This is a genomic window from Hyphobacterium sp. (assembly GCF_965229905.1).
Classification (GTDB): Bacteria; Pseudomonadota; Alphaproteobacteria; order Caulobacterales; family Maricaulaceae; genus Hyphobacterium.
Genome location: NZ_OZ245930.1, coordinates 2,555,552 through 2,571,416, shown reverse-complemented (window position 1 = coordinate 2,571,416; position 15,865 = coordinate 2,555,552). Strand labels below are relative to the sequence as shown.

The window sequence follows — 15,865 nt, the reverse complement described above, 5'->3', positions numbered from 1 at the left end:
CTAATCGTTTCCGCCATCCTCCTCCATGAAATCGACGTGAAAAAGATGGGCGTCCTCCTCCGGATCGAGCGGGTCTTCATCACCTGCATTGTCCATCAGGCCAGGCGCCGGTACTTCGAAGCCCGGAGGCAGCCTGGCATCGAGAAGCCCGGCCGCTTTAAGATCGGCCAGTCCCGGCAGATCGGCAATCCCGGAAAGACCGAAATATTCTAGGAAATTGTTTGTCGTGCCGTAGGTCACGGGCCGGCCGGGAGAACGGCGGCGCCCACGTGGCCGGATCCATCCCAGCTCAAACAGCAGGTCCAATGTACCCTTCGAGACCGCCACGCCGCGAATTTCCTCGATTTCGGCGCGGGTCACCGGTTGGTGGTAAGCGATGATAGCCAACGTCTCCAAGCCGGCATCCGACAGCTTGCGCGGTTCCTCTCGTATCTCGTCCAGCAGGCCGCGTAGATCAGGAGCCGTCTCGAACCGCCAGCGCCCGCCGGCTTCGGTCAGTTGAACACCACGCTCGGCATAATCCGCCTGCAAGGCTGCCAACAGCGCCTCGACATCGGACTCCGCCGGCAGCCGGGCTTGCAGCGTTTCAATATCGAGCGGCTCTGCCGCGGCAAACAAAAGCGCTTCCAGCCGACGCAGGCGTTGACGTTCGGCATCAAGCGCCAGGCGCGGGCCCTTTTCAATACTGCCGGTTTCGGTTTCCCCTTGCCGTTCGGCGCGCGCCCGGAGCTTCTCGATGGCTTCGCTGATGAGATCGGGCTTGTCGGTCATGCCTTCGGTTCTTCGCTTCTGCCTCTGACCTCAATCGGATCATAGGGCTTGGCCTGGCGCAATTCGGCATGTCCGTCTTTCGTCACCTCCAAAACCGCCAGCGTTGAGCTCGCCAGGATTGAGCGGCGCGGGGGCGGATTTGCGCCCAATTCGCCGCCCGCCGGGAGCAGGCTTTCGAGTGTCTGCCAATCGCGCACCTCTGGCAGGATACGCTCCAGCCGTGTCCGCGCACTGTCGAGTGCGTAAACCCGCGGTAGTTCCGGCCGGTAATTCGCGCTGATCGTCGCCTGCCGGCGCCTCGCATAAGCGCTTAGGAGATCGTAGAAATTTGCCTCATAGCGCGAGGCTCGCAATGTCCGAACGCCCTCTGGCATGCCGCGCGGGAAAACATCGCGGCGCGCAAGTTGGCCAGCAAACAAGGCCTGTCCTGCCGCCTTCATCGCATCCAACCGCCGCAACCGAAAAGCTAGCGCTGCAGCCATCTGCTCCGGTTCCAGCTCGTCTTCATCCTTTGGCGGTTTCGGCAGCAAAAGCCGTGACTTCAGAAAAGCCAGCCAGCTCGCCATCACCAGATATTCGGCCGCGAGATCGAGCCTTTTTCGCGCCGCGTGAACGAATGCGAGATACTGTTCGGCCAGCTCCAGAATGGAAAGCTTGGTGAGATCGATTTTCTTTTTCCGCGCCAGCGCCAGCAGCAGATGAAGCGGGCCCTCATAGCCGTCGATGTCAACGATTAGCGCCTCGTGATCGGCGTCCTCGGCGGCCTCGAAAGGCAGGTCTTCCTCAAAGTCCTCGCTCATGCTGCCAGCCTCGACAGAAGCCGCTCGAGGCGCGCCTGCCCTTTGGATACATCATAGGGTTCGGCTTGCTCGCGCGACGATTCCGCAGCGCACGCGCGGTCCAGAGCAGTGTCAGACAACAACGGGGCTGCCTCCGCGATCGCATCCATCTCGCCCCGGTCACCATTGCAGTGCAGAACCACGTCGCAGCCCGATTGCAGCGAGCGGCGCGTGCGCTCTTCGAACGAACCGCTCAACGCTTTCATCGACAAATCATCGGTCATCAGCAAACCGCCGAAGCCGATCTCGTTGCGGATGTACTTGATCGCCGTTTCGGACATGGTTGCTGGCGTGCCGGGATCGAGTGCATCGTAAACAATGTGCGCCGTCATCGCCATCGGGGCGTCCTTCAGCGCTGCAAATGGCGCAAAGTCGGTTCTTGTCAGTGTTTCAATTGGTTCTCGGACACGGGGTAAATGAAAATGACTGTCCGCATCGGCGCGGCCATGTCCGGGAATGTGCTTGATCACAGGTGCCACGCCGCCAGCCATCAGCCCGTCCATCGCCGCGCGTCCTAGCGCAGCGATCATTGACGGGTCCTCGCCATAGGCGCGATCACCGATCACGGCGTCGGCCCCCCGGATCGCGAGATCGAGGCAAGGCGCACAATCAGCATCAATCCCGCTGGCCGCCAATTCCGCGGCGAGCTGGCGATGATTGATCCAAACGGCTTCTTTCGCAGCCTCCGCGTCTTGCTCATAAAGCAAACCAAACACGCCTGCTGGCGGTGCGTTACGCCAATGTGGTGGCCGCAATCGCTGGACGCGCCCGCCTTCCTGATCGATGAAAATCGGCGCATTCCGTCCGACACTGTCGCGCAGCGTGACACACAAGCGTGCAAGCTGTTTCGGATCATTCACATTGCGCGCGAAGAGAATGAACCCCCACGGATCAGCGTCCGCAAAGAAATCGCGCTCACCCGGATCGAGCACCGGGCCATTCAGCCCGAAGATGGCGGCTCTCGCGTTCATCGGCGGGTCGCGAAACAATCCTGGCCGCGGTCCTGCAGCGCAGCGCAAAAAGCCGATGCCTCGTCCCGTCCCGCAAAGGCGGCAATCCGCAGCCGGTGATAAGTGCCGCGCCCGTCAATCTCAGCCGCTTGGATATCCGGCGATGCGCCCGCCGCGATATCCGAATAGCCGGTAATGAAATTGACCCAGGCACTCTCGGCCTCTTCCTCGGTGCGGAAAGACCCGATTTGCACCACCCAGCCGCCCTCATCGACCGGTGCGGGAATCGCCAAGCTCGCCGTGCGCGTTGTTTCGGCTGGCTGCGGTGGCGGCGGAGGAGGCGGATTCGTAGCGGGCGAATCTTCCGCAGGCTGGTCCTGCGGCGTTTCCGTAAAAACGGCCGCGCCGTCGCTCAGGCCAGCCTCGCTCTGCGCCGCTTCATCGGGCGTAGTTTCCTCAAGCCGCAATGCCGGACGGCTGCCGTCCGTGACCGGTTCTTCCGGACCGTCTCGCGGCGTGGCGCCGTCCTCCGCATCGCTTTCGCCAGATATCCGTTCATACGCCTCGATATCCAGATCGGGTGTTTCCGCACCACCGGGATCGGCCGGGCGTTCGCGGAAAGGTTCGGAGTCGGCTACGATCCGCGGCGGCTCGTCCCGATCGCGAGCACCCTGCTGATAGGCGCTCCAGACCACGGCAACGAACAGCACGAAGACCGCAAAGGCGGTCGTCAGCAACAACGGCCCCCGCCGCGAATCTTCGCGCGCGTCGAAGGTCTCGTCGTCCTCATAATCGTCGTCGGGATAATCCCTGTCGCGATCGCTCATGGCGTTCCATTCTCTGGCGGGCGAATCATCTCAACCGGTTGAGAATAACACCAGGGCAAGTGTTATCGGTCCGACCGGCGACTTCTCAACAAGTAAACTCAGGCCGCTTGACGCGCCGCAACGCCGCCGATGGCTTTTTTGCCATCTCATCAGGTGCGGGGCCAGCACGATCTACGGCTTCCATTGATCATGACCGCGCCTACTTGTCTTTCTGTGCGCGCAATCATTTCAGCATATCCTGGCGCCGCGTGACTATACAATCGGCCGCGGATTCGCAGTGATTTTCACCGGCAATTAAGAAGCCAGATCATAATCTTCCGGCCATGCTTAGCTTCAAACTAAATGGTCAAGCTAGGGGTCGAAATGGCGATACATAGCGCACAGCTCGCGGCCATGAAGGCGATGGTCGATCAGCACGAGAAATACGTCCGTCGCGATTCCACCGGACGCAAGCTGGTCGCCAGATACACGAACTGGTCCGGTGCTGTATTCCAGAAGCGTTGCTTCGACGATGCTGACCTCACCGGAGCAGATCTCTCACACGCCTTTTTTGCAGCGTCCTCGTTCAAGCTTGCCAATTTGTATTGCTGCGATCTGACCGGATCCGATTTCCGCGCAACAAATCTCTGTCGAGCCGATCTGCGCGGCAGCATCCTGCGCGAGGCCAACTTTTTCGGCGCGATTCTCGACGGCGCCGATTTCCGGGATGCGACCTTGGTGCGTGCCGACAATGGCAATAATTTGGGGTCGCCATTGCCGATGGTCTCGCCCGACAAGCACACATCGCAATTGCGGAAAGTCGACTTCCGCGATTGTTCGCTCAAGAAAGCCAATCTGGCGAGTGCCCGCCTCGAAGGCGCCGATTTCAGCGGCTCCATTCTTCGCGGCGCCAATTTAAGCGGTGCCTTGCTCCAGGGGGCGACATTTGCCGACGCAGTGCTGGAGGACGTCGATTTGCGGATGGTGCGCATTGATCCTGCCGGCCTGCAGGCCGCAGTCCTGCCGCCGGGTGAAACGGCCAAAGCCAGGGCCGGAGAAATCCGCGAACGGATTGGCGAAGCGGAACAATGGTCTGCAACTCACGGTCGGTCGGGAACGACGCTCGAGCTCGCGCGCGAGGATCTGCGGCCGCTGTCGAATGACTTTGCCGGCAAGCAATTGCACATGTCCGTGTTCGAGAATTGCCTGATGCTGGGTGGCAACTTCACGAATGCGCTCATGGCGTGCAGCCGGTTCGTAAATTGCGATTTGCGCGACGCGGATTTCCGGTCTGCGGATTTGCGCGGGGTCCAGTTCATCGATTGCCGATTGAACTTTGCGCGTTTCGACAAATGCCAGGTCGGCGGCGTCAGGATTGGCGACGGGCAAATTCAGACCACGAATTTCGAGAACTGCCGCAGTGCCGGCGCACGACTGCCCGACAGCGCCAGCGGTCCGGTTGTCGACCTCGACGGCATTATCTCGTTCAAGGCGAGTGCCTAAAGATACCCTTGCACTGTGAATAACCGCCGGTGTTCTTCCAGCGCGTATCGGTCGGTCATTCCCGCAATGTAATCGCAGACCAGCCGCGCCAGGTCGACACTGCCCGGTTCGCCGGCCAGATTCCGGAACCGCGTGGGCAGTAAACCCGGGTCGGCAATAAAACACCCGAACAATTCGGTCACCACGCGCTCGGCTTGCGCCATCATGCGATTGACTTTGTAGTGCCGGTACATGTTGGCAAAGAGATGGCGGCGCACTTCTGCCAGTTCGACCAGCATGTCATTCGAGAACGCTGCGGATTCGCGCCCAGCGCTGCGGATCGAATCGGCGCTTTCGGGGGCGAGCGCTGTTAAACGCTTGCGGGTTTCGGCCAACACGTCCTCGACCATCACCCCGATCAATTCGCGGATCATTTCGAGGATCTGGATCTCCTCGCTGGCTGACGGATAGCGTTCACGGATCGCAGCCAGTGCCCACCCGACGAGCGGGAGTTCGGCGAGTTCGTCCAGATTGAGCAGGCCAGCCCGAAGCCCGTCATCAATGTCGTGATTATTGTAGGCAATGTCATCCGACAACGCCGCAATCTGTGCTTCCAAAGAGGCGAAGCTGTCGAGTTCAAGGTCGCGCCAGCGGGGATAATTGGTGATGCCCCAATTCAGCTGGTCCTCGCCCTGTGCCGCCGTAATGAGCGGACCGTTATGCTTGACGATGCCCTCGACCGTTTCCCAGGTCAGGTTCAGCCCTTCGAACTCGGCATATCGCACTTCCGACTTGGTGATGATGCGCAGCGTATGGGCATTGTGATCGAAACCGCCAAAGTCCTTCATGCAGGCCGCCAGCGCGCGCTCGCCCGCATGTCCGAAGGGCGGATGCCCCAAATCATGTGCCAGCGCCAGCGCCTCGGTTAGATCCTCGTCCGCACCGAGCGCTCGCGCAATCGTGCGCGCGATCTGTGCCACTTCCAGCGAATGGGTCAGCCGGGTGCGATAATGATCGCCTTCATGCGCAACAAAGACTTGGGTTTTCTCTTTCAGCCGTCGGAAAGCCGTTGTGTGGATAATGCGGTCGCGGTCACGCTGGAAAGCGGTGCGCGACCGGCTTTCCGGCTGCGGAAAGACCCGCCCGCGCGATTGCGACGGGTGGCAGGCATAGACTGCCCGGCTGCGATCTATCGCTCCGACGCTCATATCCTGTCCAATCCGGGTTTGCGTACGCCTCGCGGGCTCCATATATCACAGGGAACCAAAACGAAAACCGGAGCCCGTCATGGCCGCACCGCAGATCGAACTCACTGAGCGCGCCGCCAAGCGCATTCACGCTATTCTCGAAAGCGAGAAGGCCGGTGTATTGCGGATTTCTGTCGAGGGCGGCGGCTGCTCGGGCTTTTCTTACAAGTTTGATCTCGATGAGACAGCCGGTGAGGATGACACGCTTCTCGAACGCGACGGCGCAAAAGTGGCGATCGACGCCGCCTCCCTGCCCTTCCTCGCCGATTGCACTATCGATTTTTCTGACGATCTGATTGGCGCCACTTTCCGGATCGAAAATCCGAACGCAACCGCGGCCTGCGGCTGCGGCGTCAGCTTCTCGGTCTGATGGATATTCGCCACGCGTTGCGCACGCGGATTTCCACGCGCGTATTCCTTGACAAGCCAGTCGATGAAGCGACCGTCCGCGCCGTGCTTGACGATGCGCGATGGGCGCCGTCCGGCGGCAATCTCCAGCCCTGGAAAGTACATGTCGTCACCGGTGCGGCGCGCCAAGCCGTTATCGATGCGGTGAAAGCGAAAATGGAAGCCGATCCGTTCGGTGATGAGAATGATTTTCCGGTCTATCCGGAGAAGCTCTGGGAACCGTATCGCTCACGCCGCTACCAGGTTGGTGAGCAACTTTATGACATCCTGGGTATTTCCCGGGACGATAAGGCAGGCCGGTTTGGTCAACTTCTAAAAAACTTCGACTTTTTCGGCGCGCCGGTCGGGCTGTTCTTTGCCATCGATCCAAAAATGAACCCCAATCAGTGGGCGCATCTCGGCATGTTCATTTACGCCGTCGCCCTGGCTGCGCAGGCGCACGGTCTGGCCACCTGCATGCAGGAGGCCTGGACACGCTTCACGGCAACGATCGGCAAGGCCCTCGACCTGCCGGAGAACGAACAGGTTTATTGCGGCATGGCGCTCGGCTATGCCGATCCGGACGCGCCGCTCAACGCCATGCGCACCCCACGTGCGGAGCTTGGCGAGATCGCGACGTTCCGCGGTTTCTAGGATCGCCTCTGGCAGGCGACAGCGTCCTTTCGGCCGGCACAGCCAGACCGGTGATCTGCCGGCCTCCCGGTGCTACACCGGAAGCGCAATTCCAGATTCGTTTGTTCGAAGGCCCACCCATGTCTCTCACCATCGCCACCTGGAACGTCAACTCGGTCAAGGCGCGCCTCGAGAATGTGCTCGACTGGCTGCGGGAAAGCGAAACTGACATCGTCTGTCTGCAGGAAATCAAGTGCATCGACGAGAATTTCCCGCGCCTCGAGATCGAGGAACTCGGCTACAATGTCGAAACGCACGGGCAGAAATCCTACAATGGCGTGGCCATCCTCTCGAAATTCCCGATTGAAGAGACCGTTACCGGCCTGCCGGGCGACGACGCGGACGAACAAGCTCGCTATCTAGAAGCGGTAATCTCGGCCGAAGGCGTCGTCGTGCGTGTCGCCTCAATCTACTTGCCCAATGGCAATCCCGCGCCCGGTCCGAAATTCGACTACAAGCTTGGCTGGATGAAACGCCTCAGCGCGCGCGCTGCCGAACTCCTCACCTATGAGGAAAATCTGGTCCTGGCCGGCGATTATAACGTCATCCCCGGCGATGCCGACGTGCACGATCCGGCAGCCTGGGAAGGCGATGCGCTGACCCGGCCGGAAACCCGCGCCGCCTTCCGCCAGCTCCTCTTCCAGGGCTTCACCAGCGCCTTCGAGCAGTGCGATGGCCGCGCGCACCAATATACCTTCTGGGACTACCAGGCCGGTGCCTGGCAAAAGGACCACGGCATCCGCATCGACCATCTCGTGTGCTCACCCCAAGCGGCAGACCGGCTCAAATCCGTCGAAATCCACAAGGCGACGCGCGGCAAGCCGAAGGCTTCCGATCACGTGCCGGTCGTGGCGACCTTCGATTTCTAGGCCTTATCCGCCAACACGTTTTCACCCAGCTCGGGCGGACGAACCATCAAATCTAGCATGCCGGTCACCAAATCGATTTCCTGGAGCAATGTGCGCACGCGCTCCTCATCGTCGAGCGGTTTGAATAGGCTGCCCGGCTCGAACAGATTCCCGGTTTCGACCGCGATCAGCAATTCGCCGCCGCCCCGGCGTTCGTCGAAAGCAGCGCGGACATTTTTGCCTTTCACCGTCTCTTCCAGCGCGCATAGCCGTTCCATAAAGGTGGGTGTCAGGAGGTAGCGCGACATCACCTGGTCCGTGGAATAGACCTCAAATATCTCCTCAAAATTCGGGTCGACCAGGCCAACGCGTTCCAGCTTGTGACTCCCGAATGCCTTGCGGCCCCAGCTTTCAAGCCCGTTGAAAAGGCCTTTGTCACGCGCGATGACCGTGACACCTTCGATCGTGCGCGGAAACTCGATCCGGATTAACAGGCCGCGAAACACAGTGGCGTAATACGTCCGCTTGTCGGAACGCCGCCGCTGCTCCAGCTTGGCCTCATAGAGTTCAAAAACCGAACCGTGACGCTCGCCGATGAAATGATCCTCGAAACTGTCGCGCTGCGAGGACGGGATCAGCCCGTGTTCGCGGAACACGTTGAATCGGGCTGGTTGGTGCGGTTTCAGCGCATATCGCATGGCAGAAGCCTCAGCGAGCCGGTTAAGGAGGCCCGTTTTCACCTCTTTTTGGAGAACTCCGAGCTTGCGGCCACCCAGGACGAAGCCGAGCACACTCAAGCCGATCAACGCAAAGATCCCGAATTGCGGCAGGAACACGAGCGACAGCACGACCAGTGCGACGATACCGGCCGTTACACCGCCGATTCCGCCAAACACCAGCTCGTTGACGCCCTGCTTCCGGCGTGCCTCCCGCTCGGCAAGAAAGGGCGAAAGGTCTTCCCGCCAGACAGTTTCCATTGCCGGTGACAAAGGTGTCGCGTCAGTCATGGCACGAGGCTAGCCGGTCAGAGCCAAGGCGCAATCCCGGTAGTTCGAAAACCCCTCACCCTCGAAAGCCGACCGCTATCGTGGCCGCCTTCCTTTTCCCTCTCCCCTTTTGAAGGGGAGAGGGGAAGGCTGCGGGATCGCGAAGCGTCGAGCAGGCTGGGTGAGGGGTTGCTGTCGACTAGCCGAGCCGTTCGCGGGCCGCGACCAGAGCGTCCTTCTGCGCGGCATACTCCGCGAGCTTGGCCCGCTCGCCGGCCACCACGGCATCCGGAGCATTGGCCACAAACTTCTCATTGCCGAGCTTTCTCTCGAGCCGCGTGATCTCACCCTCAACCTTGGCAGTTTCCTTGTCGAGGCGAGCCCGCTCGGCATCGAAATCAATGACGCCTTCGAGCGGTAGGGCGTAGGTAATTTCTTCAACGATGATCTGGGCGGACCCTTCGGGCGCTTGCTTGGCCGGCGCAACCGACTCCAGCCGCGCCAAACGGCAGATCAGCGCCGCATGACGCTCCAGCCGCGCCGCGAGCTCAGTACCGGCACCGATGGCCAGCCCGTTCGGCTTGGCGTTCGGCGGAATGTTCATCTCCGAGCGCAGCTTGCGAATTTCGGTGATCAGGCTGACCAACCAGTTCATTTCCGCCTGTGCGCCCGGATTGCCGAGCCCGTCCAGCTTCGGCCAATCGGCTACGATCAAGAGGCCTTCGCGATCGCGGGCGCCTGCCGTTTTCTCCCACAGCTCTTCGGTGACAAAGGGCATGAACGGGTGCAAGAGCTTCAAGGCTACTTCAAGCACATAAGCCGTTGTCGCACGCGTTTCGGCCTTCGCGCCCTCATCATCGCCAGAAAGCAATGGCTTGGCGAATTCGAGATGCCAGTCGCAGAACACATTCCAGACGAAGCGGTAGGCCGCGCCCGCCGCCTCATTGAATCGATAGGACTCCAGCCCTTTCGCGACGGCCGCAGCGGCCGTCTCGGCCTCGCCGAGCACCCATTGATTGACGGTCTGCTTGGCCGATTTCGGGTCGAAATTCGCTTCCGGCAGGCAGTCATTCATCAGGCAGAAGCGGGCCGCATTCCACAGCTTGGTGCCGAAATTCCGGTAACCCTCGACGCGCTCTTTCGACATGCGGATGTCGCGCCCCTGGGCAGCTAACGCGGTCAGCGTAAAGCGCACGGCGTCAGCGCCGAACTCGTCGACCAGTTCCAGCGGATCTATCACATTTCCCTTGGACTTCGACATCTTGGCGCCGTGCTCGTCGCGCACCAGGGCGTGGATGTAGACATCGTGAAACGGAATTTCCTGTCGGAAATGAAGCCCCTGCATCATCATCCGGGCCACCCAGAAAAAAATGATGTCAAACGCGGTCACGAGTACCGAAGTCGGATAAAACCGCTTTAGCTCATTGGTTTCTTCGGGCCATCCGAGTGTCGAGAACGGCCACAGCGCGGACGAGAACCAGGTGTCGAGCACATCCTCGTCCTGGGTCAGCGGCTTTCCGCCGGCCTGTGCAACGGCATCTTCCTCACGCTCTGCGACATAGACGTTGCCGTCCTCATCATACCAGGCCGGGATTCGGTGCCCCCACCAGAGCTGGCGCGATATGCACCAAGGCTGGATGTTGCGCATCCAATTGAAATAGGTGTTCTCCCAGTTTTTCGGATGGAATGTGGTACGCCCGTCCTCGACGGCAGCAATCGCCTCCTTGGCCAACACATCCGCCTGCACGAACCACTGGTCGGTCAGGAAAGGTTCAACCACAACGCCGGATCGGTCCCCGAAGGGCTGCTGCACCTTGCGGTCCTCGATACCGTCGAGCAGGCCGAGCTCATCCATGCGGGCGACCAGATTTTCACGCGCCTCGAACCGGTCGAGCCCGCGCCAGTCTTCCGGGATGCGCTCGAGTCCATCGACTTTCTCGTCGGCAATCTCGCTCAACAACCGCGCCTCGCGGTCAAAAATGTTCACCAGGGGTAAGCCCTGCCGCTCGCCGACCATGAAATCGTTAAAATCGTGCGCCGGCGTGATCTTCACGGCGCCCGATCCCTGCTCCGGATCGGCATGTTCGTCTGCCACAATCGGAATTTCGACATCGGCGATCGGAAGGCGAACCTTCTTGCCCACGAGACCCGCATATCGCTCATCGTCCGGATGCACGGCCACACCGGTATCGCCGAGCACCGTCTCGGGGCGCGTCGTCGCGACAACGATGTAATCCCGGCTTTCCCACTCGGCCGGCTGGCCGTCCTCGTCGAAAGCAATCGGGAAGTCGTAGGTCGAGCCATCCGCAAGCGGATAGCGGAAGCGCCAGAAATGCCCGTCGACCTCCTTGTTCTCAACCTCGAGATCGGAAATCGCCGTCTGAAAGTGGGGATCCCAGTTCACCAGCCGCTTGTCGCGGTAGATCAGGCCCTGATTGTAGAGTTCGACGAAGACCTTGAGGACAGCCTTGGAGAGGCCTTCATCCATGGTGAAGCGCTCGCGGCTCCAGTCGCAGGAGGCGCCCAGCCGGCGCAGCTGATTGAGAATCGTGCCGCCGGACTCTTCCTTCCAAGCCCAGACCCGCTCGATGAAAGCCTCCCGGCCCATGTCGCGGCGCGAGATATTGCCCTCCGCCGCTAGCTGTCGTTCCACGACCATCTGCGTGGCGATCCCGGCATGGTCGGTGCCCGGCTGCCACAGCACGGCCTTGCCCAGCATGCGGTGATAACGGACAAGAACGTCCTGCAGCGTATTGTTCAGCGCGTGACCGATATGCAGGCTGCCGGTCACATTCGGTGGCGGGATGACAATCGAGAAGGTCTCGGCGTCCGGATCGTCCTTCGGCTGGAACGTCCCGGCATCTTCCCACCGAGCATACAGGCGTGGCTCGGCGGCTTTCGGATCAAAGGTCTTGTCTAGCATGGCGGCGGATACATAAAGGGCGCCGACGGCTTCGTCGACGCCCGCTTGTTGTTGATGTCAGATCAGGCTCAGCGTCGACGCGAGATTCGCTCGATTTCAGATTCGACCTTCTCCTCGACAATGCGCGGCAGATTGGCGTCCAGCCATTCTTTCAGCATGGGACGCATCATTTCGCGCACGATCCCCTCGAGGGTCAAACCGTCAGCGCTGGCAACACGGAGATTCTCGGCCAAGGCGTCGAAAGCCCCGGCTGCGGCCGTTGCGGCCGGCGGGCTGACGAGCGTCTCGTCGCTCTCGGGCTCAGGTGCAGCCTCCATCACGGGTTCCGGCTCCGGTTCGGGTTCCGGCTCTGGCTCGGCTTCAGGCTGCGCTTCAGCTTCCGGTTCGTCCTCACGATCCACGATCATGAGATCGTCATCAATCGCCAGCGGATCAGTACCGGGCGAGTCGTCCTCGACCGTATCGGTCAGTTCGAGGACTTCCTCGTCCGGCTCGGCTTCCGGTTCGGGCGCCGGCGCCACTTCGGCGGCGGGCTCAGGTTCGATCTCGGGTTCTGCGGCAGCCTCAGGCTCGGCTTCCGGAGCGGCCGCTTCGGCCTCGGTCTCACCGCCCTCTTCATCCTCGTCAATGATCCGCCGGATCGAGGCGAGGATCTCTTCCATGGACGGTTCGTTTTCAGCAGCTTCTGTAGACATTAGCGCGCGATCCCTTGTTCACCGCTTCCCCTGTTTGGGGAATAAAACCGGTGTTGGGCCAACCTGTCCAGCCGGAAAGCCCAGTTTTCCCGCGCTAATTCCACGGCGTTAAGTCGAAATTGGTGCGGCTCGGCTCGCTTAGATAGGGTTCGGGCGTCCCGCTGATTTCCAGTGTCTCAGCGGTCAGCAATCCCATGGCTTGCAGCAATGTCAGCCCGGCCACATAGGAATCGCGTTCGGCGCTCACCAAGGTCAGACGTGCGTCAAGCAACTCCTGTTCTGCGTTCAGCACGTCGAGCGTTGTGCGCAATCCGACAAACGCTTCCTGTTGAACGCCCTCCAGCGCGATTTCGTTGGCTTCCACCGAGCGCTGGCTCGAATCGATGACTGACCGGCTGGCCACCAAGTTATTGTAAGCCGTCGTTACCACTTCGGTCACTTGCCGCCGCGCGGCCGTCACCCGGATCCGCGCTTGATCGGCGTTGAACGTGGCCTGCCGCAAACGCGAACCGTTCAGCCCGCCGGTAAATAACGGCACCGTCACTTCTGCGGTCAGCGAGTAACGGTCGGTCTGATCCCCCGTGAAACTCTGATCATTTGATCGGCTGGCCGATGCAGACAGCGAAACGTCGGGCGAGAAGGCGCCGCGCGCGGATTGGATACCGGCGCGTGCCGAATCCTCGTTGAATGCAGCCGCCCGTAACACCGGGCTGTAGTCAAGCGCGATTTCAAGCGCGTCTTCAATTGACGCCGGCAATTCCGGCAAAGGCGGTTCGGGTGTCAGGGTTGCTGGATACTGGCCGACGACCGCTGCATAACGCGCCCGGCTGGCTGCAAGTTGCGACAGGGCTGCCGCCAGTTGGGCGCGGGCGCTCGACAGGCGGGCCTCTGCTTGAGAAACATCTGTTCGCGTGATTTCGCCAACCTCGAACCGGTCTTCGGCGGCATCCAGTTGCGCCAGCAAAACCTCGACATTGTTGCGCCGGATGTTGGCAATTTCGACATCGCGGCGGACATCCAGAAAGGCCGTGGCCGCCGCGAGAAGCACCGTCTGTTCCGTCGAACGGAGTGATTCCCGCGTCGCCAAAACATTCGCTTGCGCCTGATTGATCGCACCGTTGATTTCGCCACCGCGCCAGATCGCTTGGCTAGCATCGATACGATAATTTTGCGGTGTCACTGTGTTGGCCTGGTTGAAGAATCCGCCAGAGCTCTCAGTGCGCGACCGTGAAATGCTTGCTCTCGCCGACACGCTGGGTAGCCATCCTGACCGCGCCTGCGTCACCGTTTCCTCGATCGCCCGGACGCCGGCCCGGTCCGCCTGAAGCGTCGGGTTCGACCGGTAGGTCAATTCCAGCGTTTCTTCAAAGGTTTGTGCGCCCGCAGGCAGTGAGATTGCCAAGGCCGCGAAAGCGCCTGAACAGAAAAGTCGTTTAAACATGTGCGTCCCTCGGATTTAGCCGTACTTTATACAGCTGGCGTCCCCGGCATAGTGTCGGCTTCGTAAGATTTCTAACGAAGCTGTTCGAAGTGAACAGCGTTCACTTAATCGACCTGCCAATTTTTTCAAGCAGCGGGCGGTCCTAGAAAACGAAGCCGGCCTCGCGCTTGAAACCCGGGATCAGACGCGGCGTGGCGTCAAACGCGACACGTTGACCGATCGTCTCGCCCGACCGCGTGAAGATCGTCGCCTTGCCGATATGGCCCTGTCGTATTACGACCGCCAACCGCCCGCCATCTTTTAGTTGATCGAACCAGGCGCGAGGGGTTTCCTCGACAGCACCTTCCACGAAAACAACATCGTAAGGTCCCTGCCCCGGCGCACCTTCACGCAGATTACCTTTGATAACTGCGGCATTGTCACAACCGGCAGCGGCGAGCGACGCGGAGGCTTTCTCGATCAAGCCTTCATCGCTTTCGACACCCACCACGGTCTCGGCCAGGCGCGAAATCACGGCAGCAGCATACCCGCGTCCACTGGCAATATTCAGAACCAGATCGGCTTCATCAATATCGGCAGCCTGGATCAGCATGCCCAGTTCGCGCGGGCGCATCATCCATCGCCCTGGTGCGGCCTCCACCTCGCAATCGGCGTAAGCCAACGCCCTTTTGCTCTTGGGCATGAAAATCTCACGGGGCAATGTCCGCATCGCGCGCAACAGACGCCGCTCGGTGACGTCTGCAGTGTGGACCTGGCTGTCCACCATGGCATCGCGTTCGCGGGAAAGATCGAGCACGTGCAGCCCCCTCAAATCTGATAGCGCCGCGCTTATATCGTGGGTTCAAAGGCGGCGGCAACACCTGATGACGGCGATCGTGCGAAGACACGTTGCCGCATGAATTCGCCTCGGTTACAAACGCTCCTCACCGCGCCGAGGCTCCGTGGCGGAGTGGTGACGCAGCGGACTGCAAATCCGTGTACCCCGGTTCGATTCCGGGCGGAGCCTCCATTTTCCCAAAACGTATCGATCGCCGGGCCTTAGCTCTCGCTGGCCGCACGCCGACCAACGCCCGCCCGCTCCAGCTCGCCATCCAGCTTTCCGGTCAATGCGAGGAACAGCATGTGATAATCACCGCGCAGCGACCATAGGGGATAAGTGAAGGTCGCCGGCTTGTTGCGCTCCACGAAAGCATGACTCACCCAGGCGAAGAAATACCCTGACACCGGTACCAGCAACAGCATCCACCAAGTCTGGCTCGCGAGCGCGAATATCAGCACCCCTATCGCCAGAATCGATCCCGCATAATGGAAATAGCGCGTTCCCGGCTTGGCGTGCTCTTGTAGGTAGTACGGAAAAAAATCGCGATATGTTGTGTATTCACGCATGACCCGAGCCCTTCCGGATAAGACTTTCTCAAACAGCTTGAATCTTTTTCGACCGCATCGCAATGCCGTTAACCGAACATTTACCCTCTTAAGGGAAGGTGTACATGTCTTCCCGTGAAGACACCCCACCATCCACCCAATGCCTTATCGGGAGCCCTTCGGCTCCCGATCTTTCTTTGTGCATTTGGTTGCGATGCGAGGCTTGCCGCCGGAAGCGATCAAGTGATATAGCGGCGCGCTCATTGAGATGGTTCTTCCCTGGTAGCTCAGTTGGTAGAGCAGGTGACTGTTAATCACCGGGTCGGCGGTTCGAGCCCGTCCCAGGGAGCCACTCACGAACATTTCTTCCGGCAAATCCTGATCAGTTTCGAAAAAGACTGATCAATTCCCGGCTTTCCTCTCGATTCTTCA

General features: G+C 60.4%; 15 protein-coding genes and 2 tRNA genes. 6 read left to right on the top strand and 11 right to left on the bottom strand.

Features of this window, described 5'->3' with window-relative positions; all coding sequences use genetic code 11:
- The 4 genes from scpB to ACO08C_RS12825 are packed head-to-tail and all read right to left on the bottom strand — an operon-like array spanning nucleotide 1 to nucleotide 3,387.
- Complete coding sequence (scpB, locus tag ACO08C_RS12840; protein WP_421786133.1) at nucleotides 1-771, bottom strand: SMC-Scp complex subunit ScpB; 771 nt, start codon at nucleotides 769-771, stop codon at nucleotides 1-3.
- On the bottom strand, nucleotides 768-1,571 hold the full coding sequence (locus tag ACO08C_RS12835) for a segregation and condensation protein A (protein ID WP_421786132.1): 804 nt from the start codon (nucleotides 1,569-1,571) through the stop codon (nucleotides 768-770). The genes scpB and ACO08C_RS12835 overlap by 4 nt, the downstream gene beginning before the upstream one ends.
- A complete protein-coding gene (nagZ, locus tag ACO08C_RS12830) occupies nucleotides 1,568-2,581 on the bottom strand; it encodes a beta-N-acetylhexosaminidase (RefSeq protein WP_421786130.1) in 1,014 nt (337 codons plus the stop codon). Before nagZ ends, ACO08C_RS12835 begins: the two co-directional genes overlap by 4 nt.
- On the bottom strand, nucleotides 2,578-3,387 hold the full coding sequence (locus ACO08C_RS12825; protein ID WP_421786129.1) for an SPOR domain-containing protein: 810 nt from the start codon (nucleotides 3,385-3,387) through the stop codon (nucleotides 2,578-2,580). Before ACO08C_RS12825 ends, nagZ begins: the two co-directional genes overlap by 4 nt.
- A gap of 363 nt (nucleotides 3,388-3,750) precedes the next feature.
- On the opposite strand from ACO08C_RS12825, the gene ACO08C_RS12820 reads away from it, so the two are divergent.
- The gene (locus ACO08C_RS12820) at nucleotides 3,751-4,869 is read left to right on the top strand and encodes a pentapeptide repeat-containing protein (protein ID WP_421786128.1); all 1,119 of its coding nucleotides are present in this window, start codon (nucleotides 3,751-3,753) and stop codon (nucleotides 4,867-4,869) included.
- Here ACO08C_RS12820 and ACO08C_RS12815 read toward each other — a convergent pair.
- On the bottom strand, nucleotides 4,866-6,056 hold the full coding sequence (locus ACO08C_RS12815; RefSeq protein ID WP_421786126.1) for a deoxyguanosinetriphosphate triphosphohydrolase: 1,191 nt from the start codon (nucleotides 6,054-6,056) through the stop codon (nucleotides 4,866-4,868). The genes ACO08C_RS12820 and ACO08C_RS12815 overlap by 4 nt on opposite strands.
- 79 nt (nucleotides 6,057-6,135) lie before the next feature.
- On the opposite strand from ACO08C_RS12815, the gene erpA reads away from it, so the two are divergent.
- The 3 genes from erpA (at nucleotide 6,136) to ACO08C_RS12800 (ending at nucleotide 8,044) form a co-directional block, all read left to right on the top strand.
- Nucleotides 6,136-6,465, top strand: a complete 330-nt coding sequence (erpA, locus tag ACO08C_RS12810; RefSeq protein WP_421786125.1) for an iron-sulfur cluster insertion protein ErpA — start codon at nucleotides 6,136-6,138, stop codon at nucleotides 6,463-6,465.
- On the top strand, nucleotides 6,465-7,136 hold the full coding sequence (locus tag ACO08C_RS12805; RefSeq protein ID WP_421786123.1) for a nitroreductase: 672 nt from the start codon (nucleotides 6,465-6,467) through the stop codon (nucleotides 7,134-7,136). Before erpA ends, ACO08C_RS12805 begins: the two co-directional genes overlap by 1 nt.
- A 119-nt stretch (nucleotides 7,137-7,255) precedes the next feature.
- A complete protein-coding gene (locus ACO08C_RS12800; protein WP_421786121.1) occupies nucleotides 7,256-8,044 on the top strand; it encodes an exodeoxyribonuclease III in 789 nt (262 codons plus the stop codon).
- Here the strand turns inward: ACO08C_RS12800 and ACO08C_RS12795 are convergent.
- From ACO08C_RS12795 to ACO08C_RS12775, 5 genes are all read right to left on the bottom strand, one after another.
- Nucleotides 8,041-9,030 carry a DUF3137 domain-containing protein gene (locus ACO08C_RS12795; protein WP_421786119.1) on the bottom strand — a complete coding sequence of 330 codons (990 nt, stop codon included), beginning with the start codon at nucleotides 9,028-9,030 and terminating at the stop codon, nucleotides 8,041-8,043. The genes ACO08C_RS12800 and ACO08C_RS12795 overlap by 4 nt on opposite strands.
- A 178-nt stretch (nucleotides 9,031-9,208) precedes the next feature.
- Nucleotides 9,209-11,932, bottom strand: coding sequence for a valine--tRNA ligase (locus ACO08C_RS12790; protein ID WP_421786117.1), 2,724 nt, complete (start codon nucleotides 11,930-11,932; stop codon nucleotides 9,209-9,211).
- Nucleotides 11,933-12,000: 68 nt separating this feature from the next.
- The gene (locus ACO08C_RS12785; RefSeq protein WP_421786116.1) at nucleotides 12,001-12,627 is read right to left on the bottom strand and encodes a DUF2497 domain-containing protein; all 627 of its coding nucleotides are present in this window, start codon (nucleotides 12,625-12,627) and stop codon (nucleotides 12,001-12,003) included.
- 94 nt (nucleotides 12,628-12,721) lie between these two features.
- A complete protein-coding gene (locus tag ACO08C_RS12780) occupies nucleotides 12,722-14,068 on the bottom strand; it encodes a TolC family outer membrane protein (protein ID WP_421786114.1) in 1,347 nt (448 codons plus the stop codon).
- A gap of 142 nt (nucleotides 14,069-14,210) precedes the next feature.
- Nucleotides 14,211-14,864 carry a protein-L-isoaspartate O-methyltransferase family protein gene (locus ACO08C_RS12775; RefSeq protein WP_421786113.1) on the bottom strand — a complete coding sequence of 218 codons (654 nt, stop codon included), beginning with the start codon at nucleotides 14,862-14,864 and terminating at the stop codon, nucleotides 14,211-14,213.
- Nucleotides 14,865-15,003: 139 nt separating this feature from the next.
- Between ACO08C_RS12775 and ACO08C_RS12770 the strand changes: the two genes are divergently transcribed.
- Nucleotides 15,004-15,077, top strand: a tRNA-Cys gene (locus ACO08C_RS12770).
- A gap of 29 nt (nucleotides 15,078-15,106) precedes the next feature.
- Here ACO08C_RS12770 and ACO08C_RS12765 read toward each other — a convergent pair.
- Nucleotides 15,107-15,454 carry an Mpo1-like protein gene (locus ACO08C_RS12765; RefSeq protein WP_421786111.1) on the bottom strand — a complete coding sequence of 116 codons (348 nt, stop codon included), beginning with the start codon at nucleotides 15,452-15,454 and terminating at the stop codon, nucleotides 15,107-15,109.
- 255 nt (nucleotides 15,455-15,709) lie between these two features.
- Between ACO08C_RS12765 and ACO08C_RS12760 the strand changes: the two genes are divergently transcribed.
- Nucleotides 15,710-15,785: transfer RNA gene (locus ACO08C_RS12760), tRNA-Asn, on the top strand.
- Nucleotides 15,786-15,865: the final 80 nt, after the last annotated feature.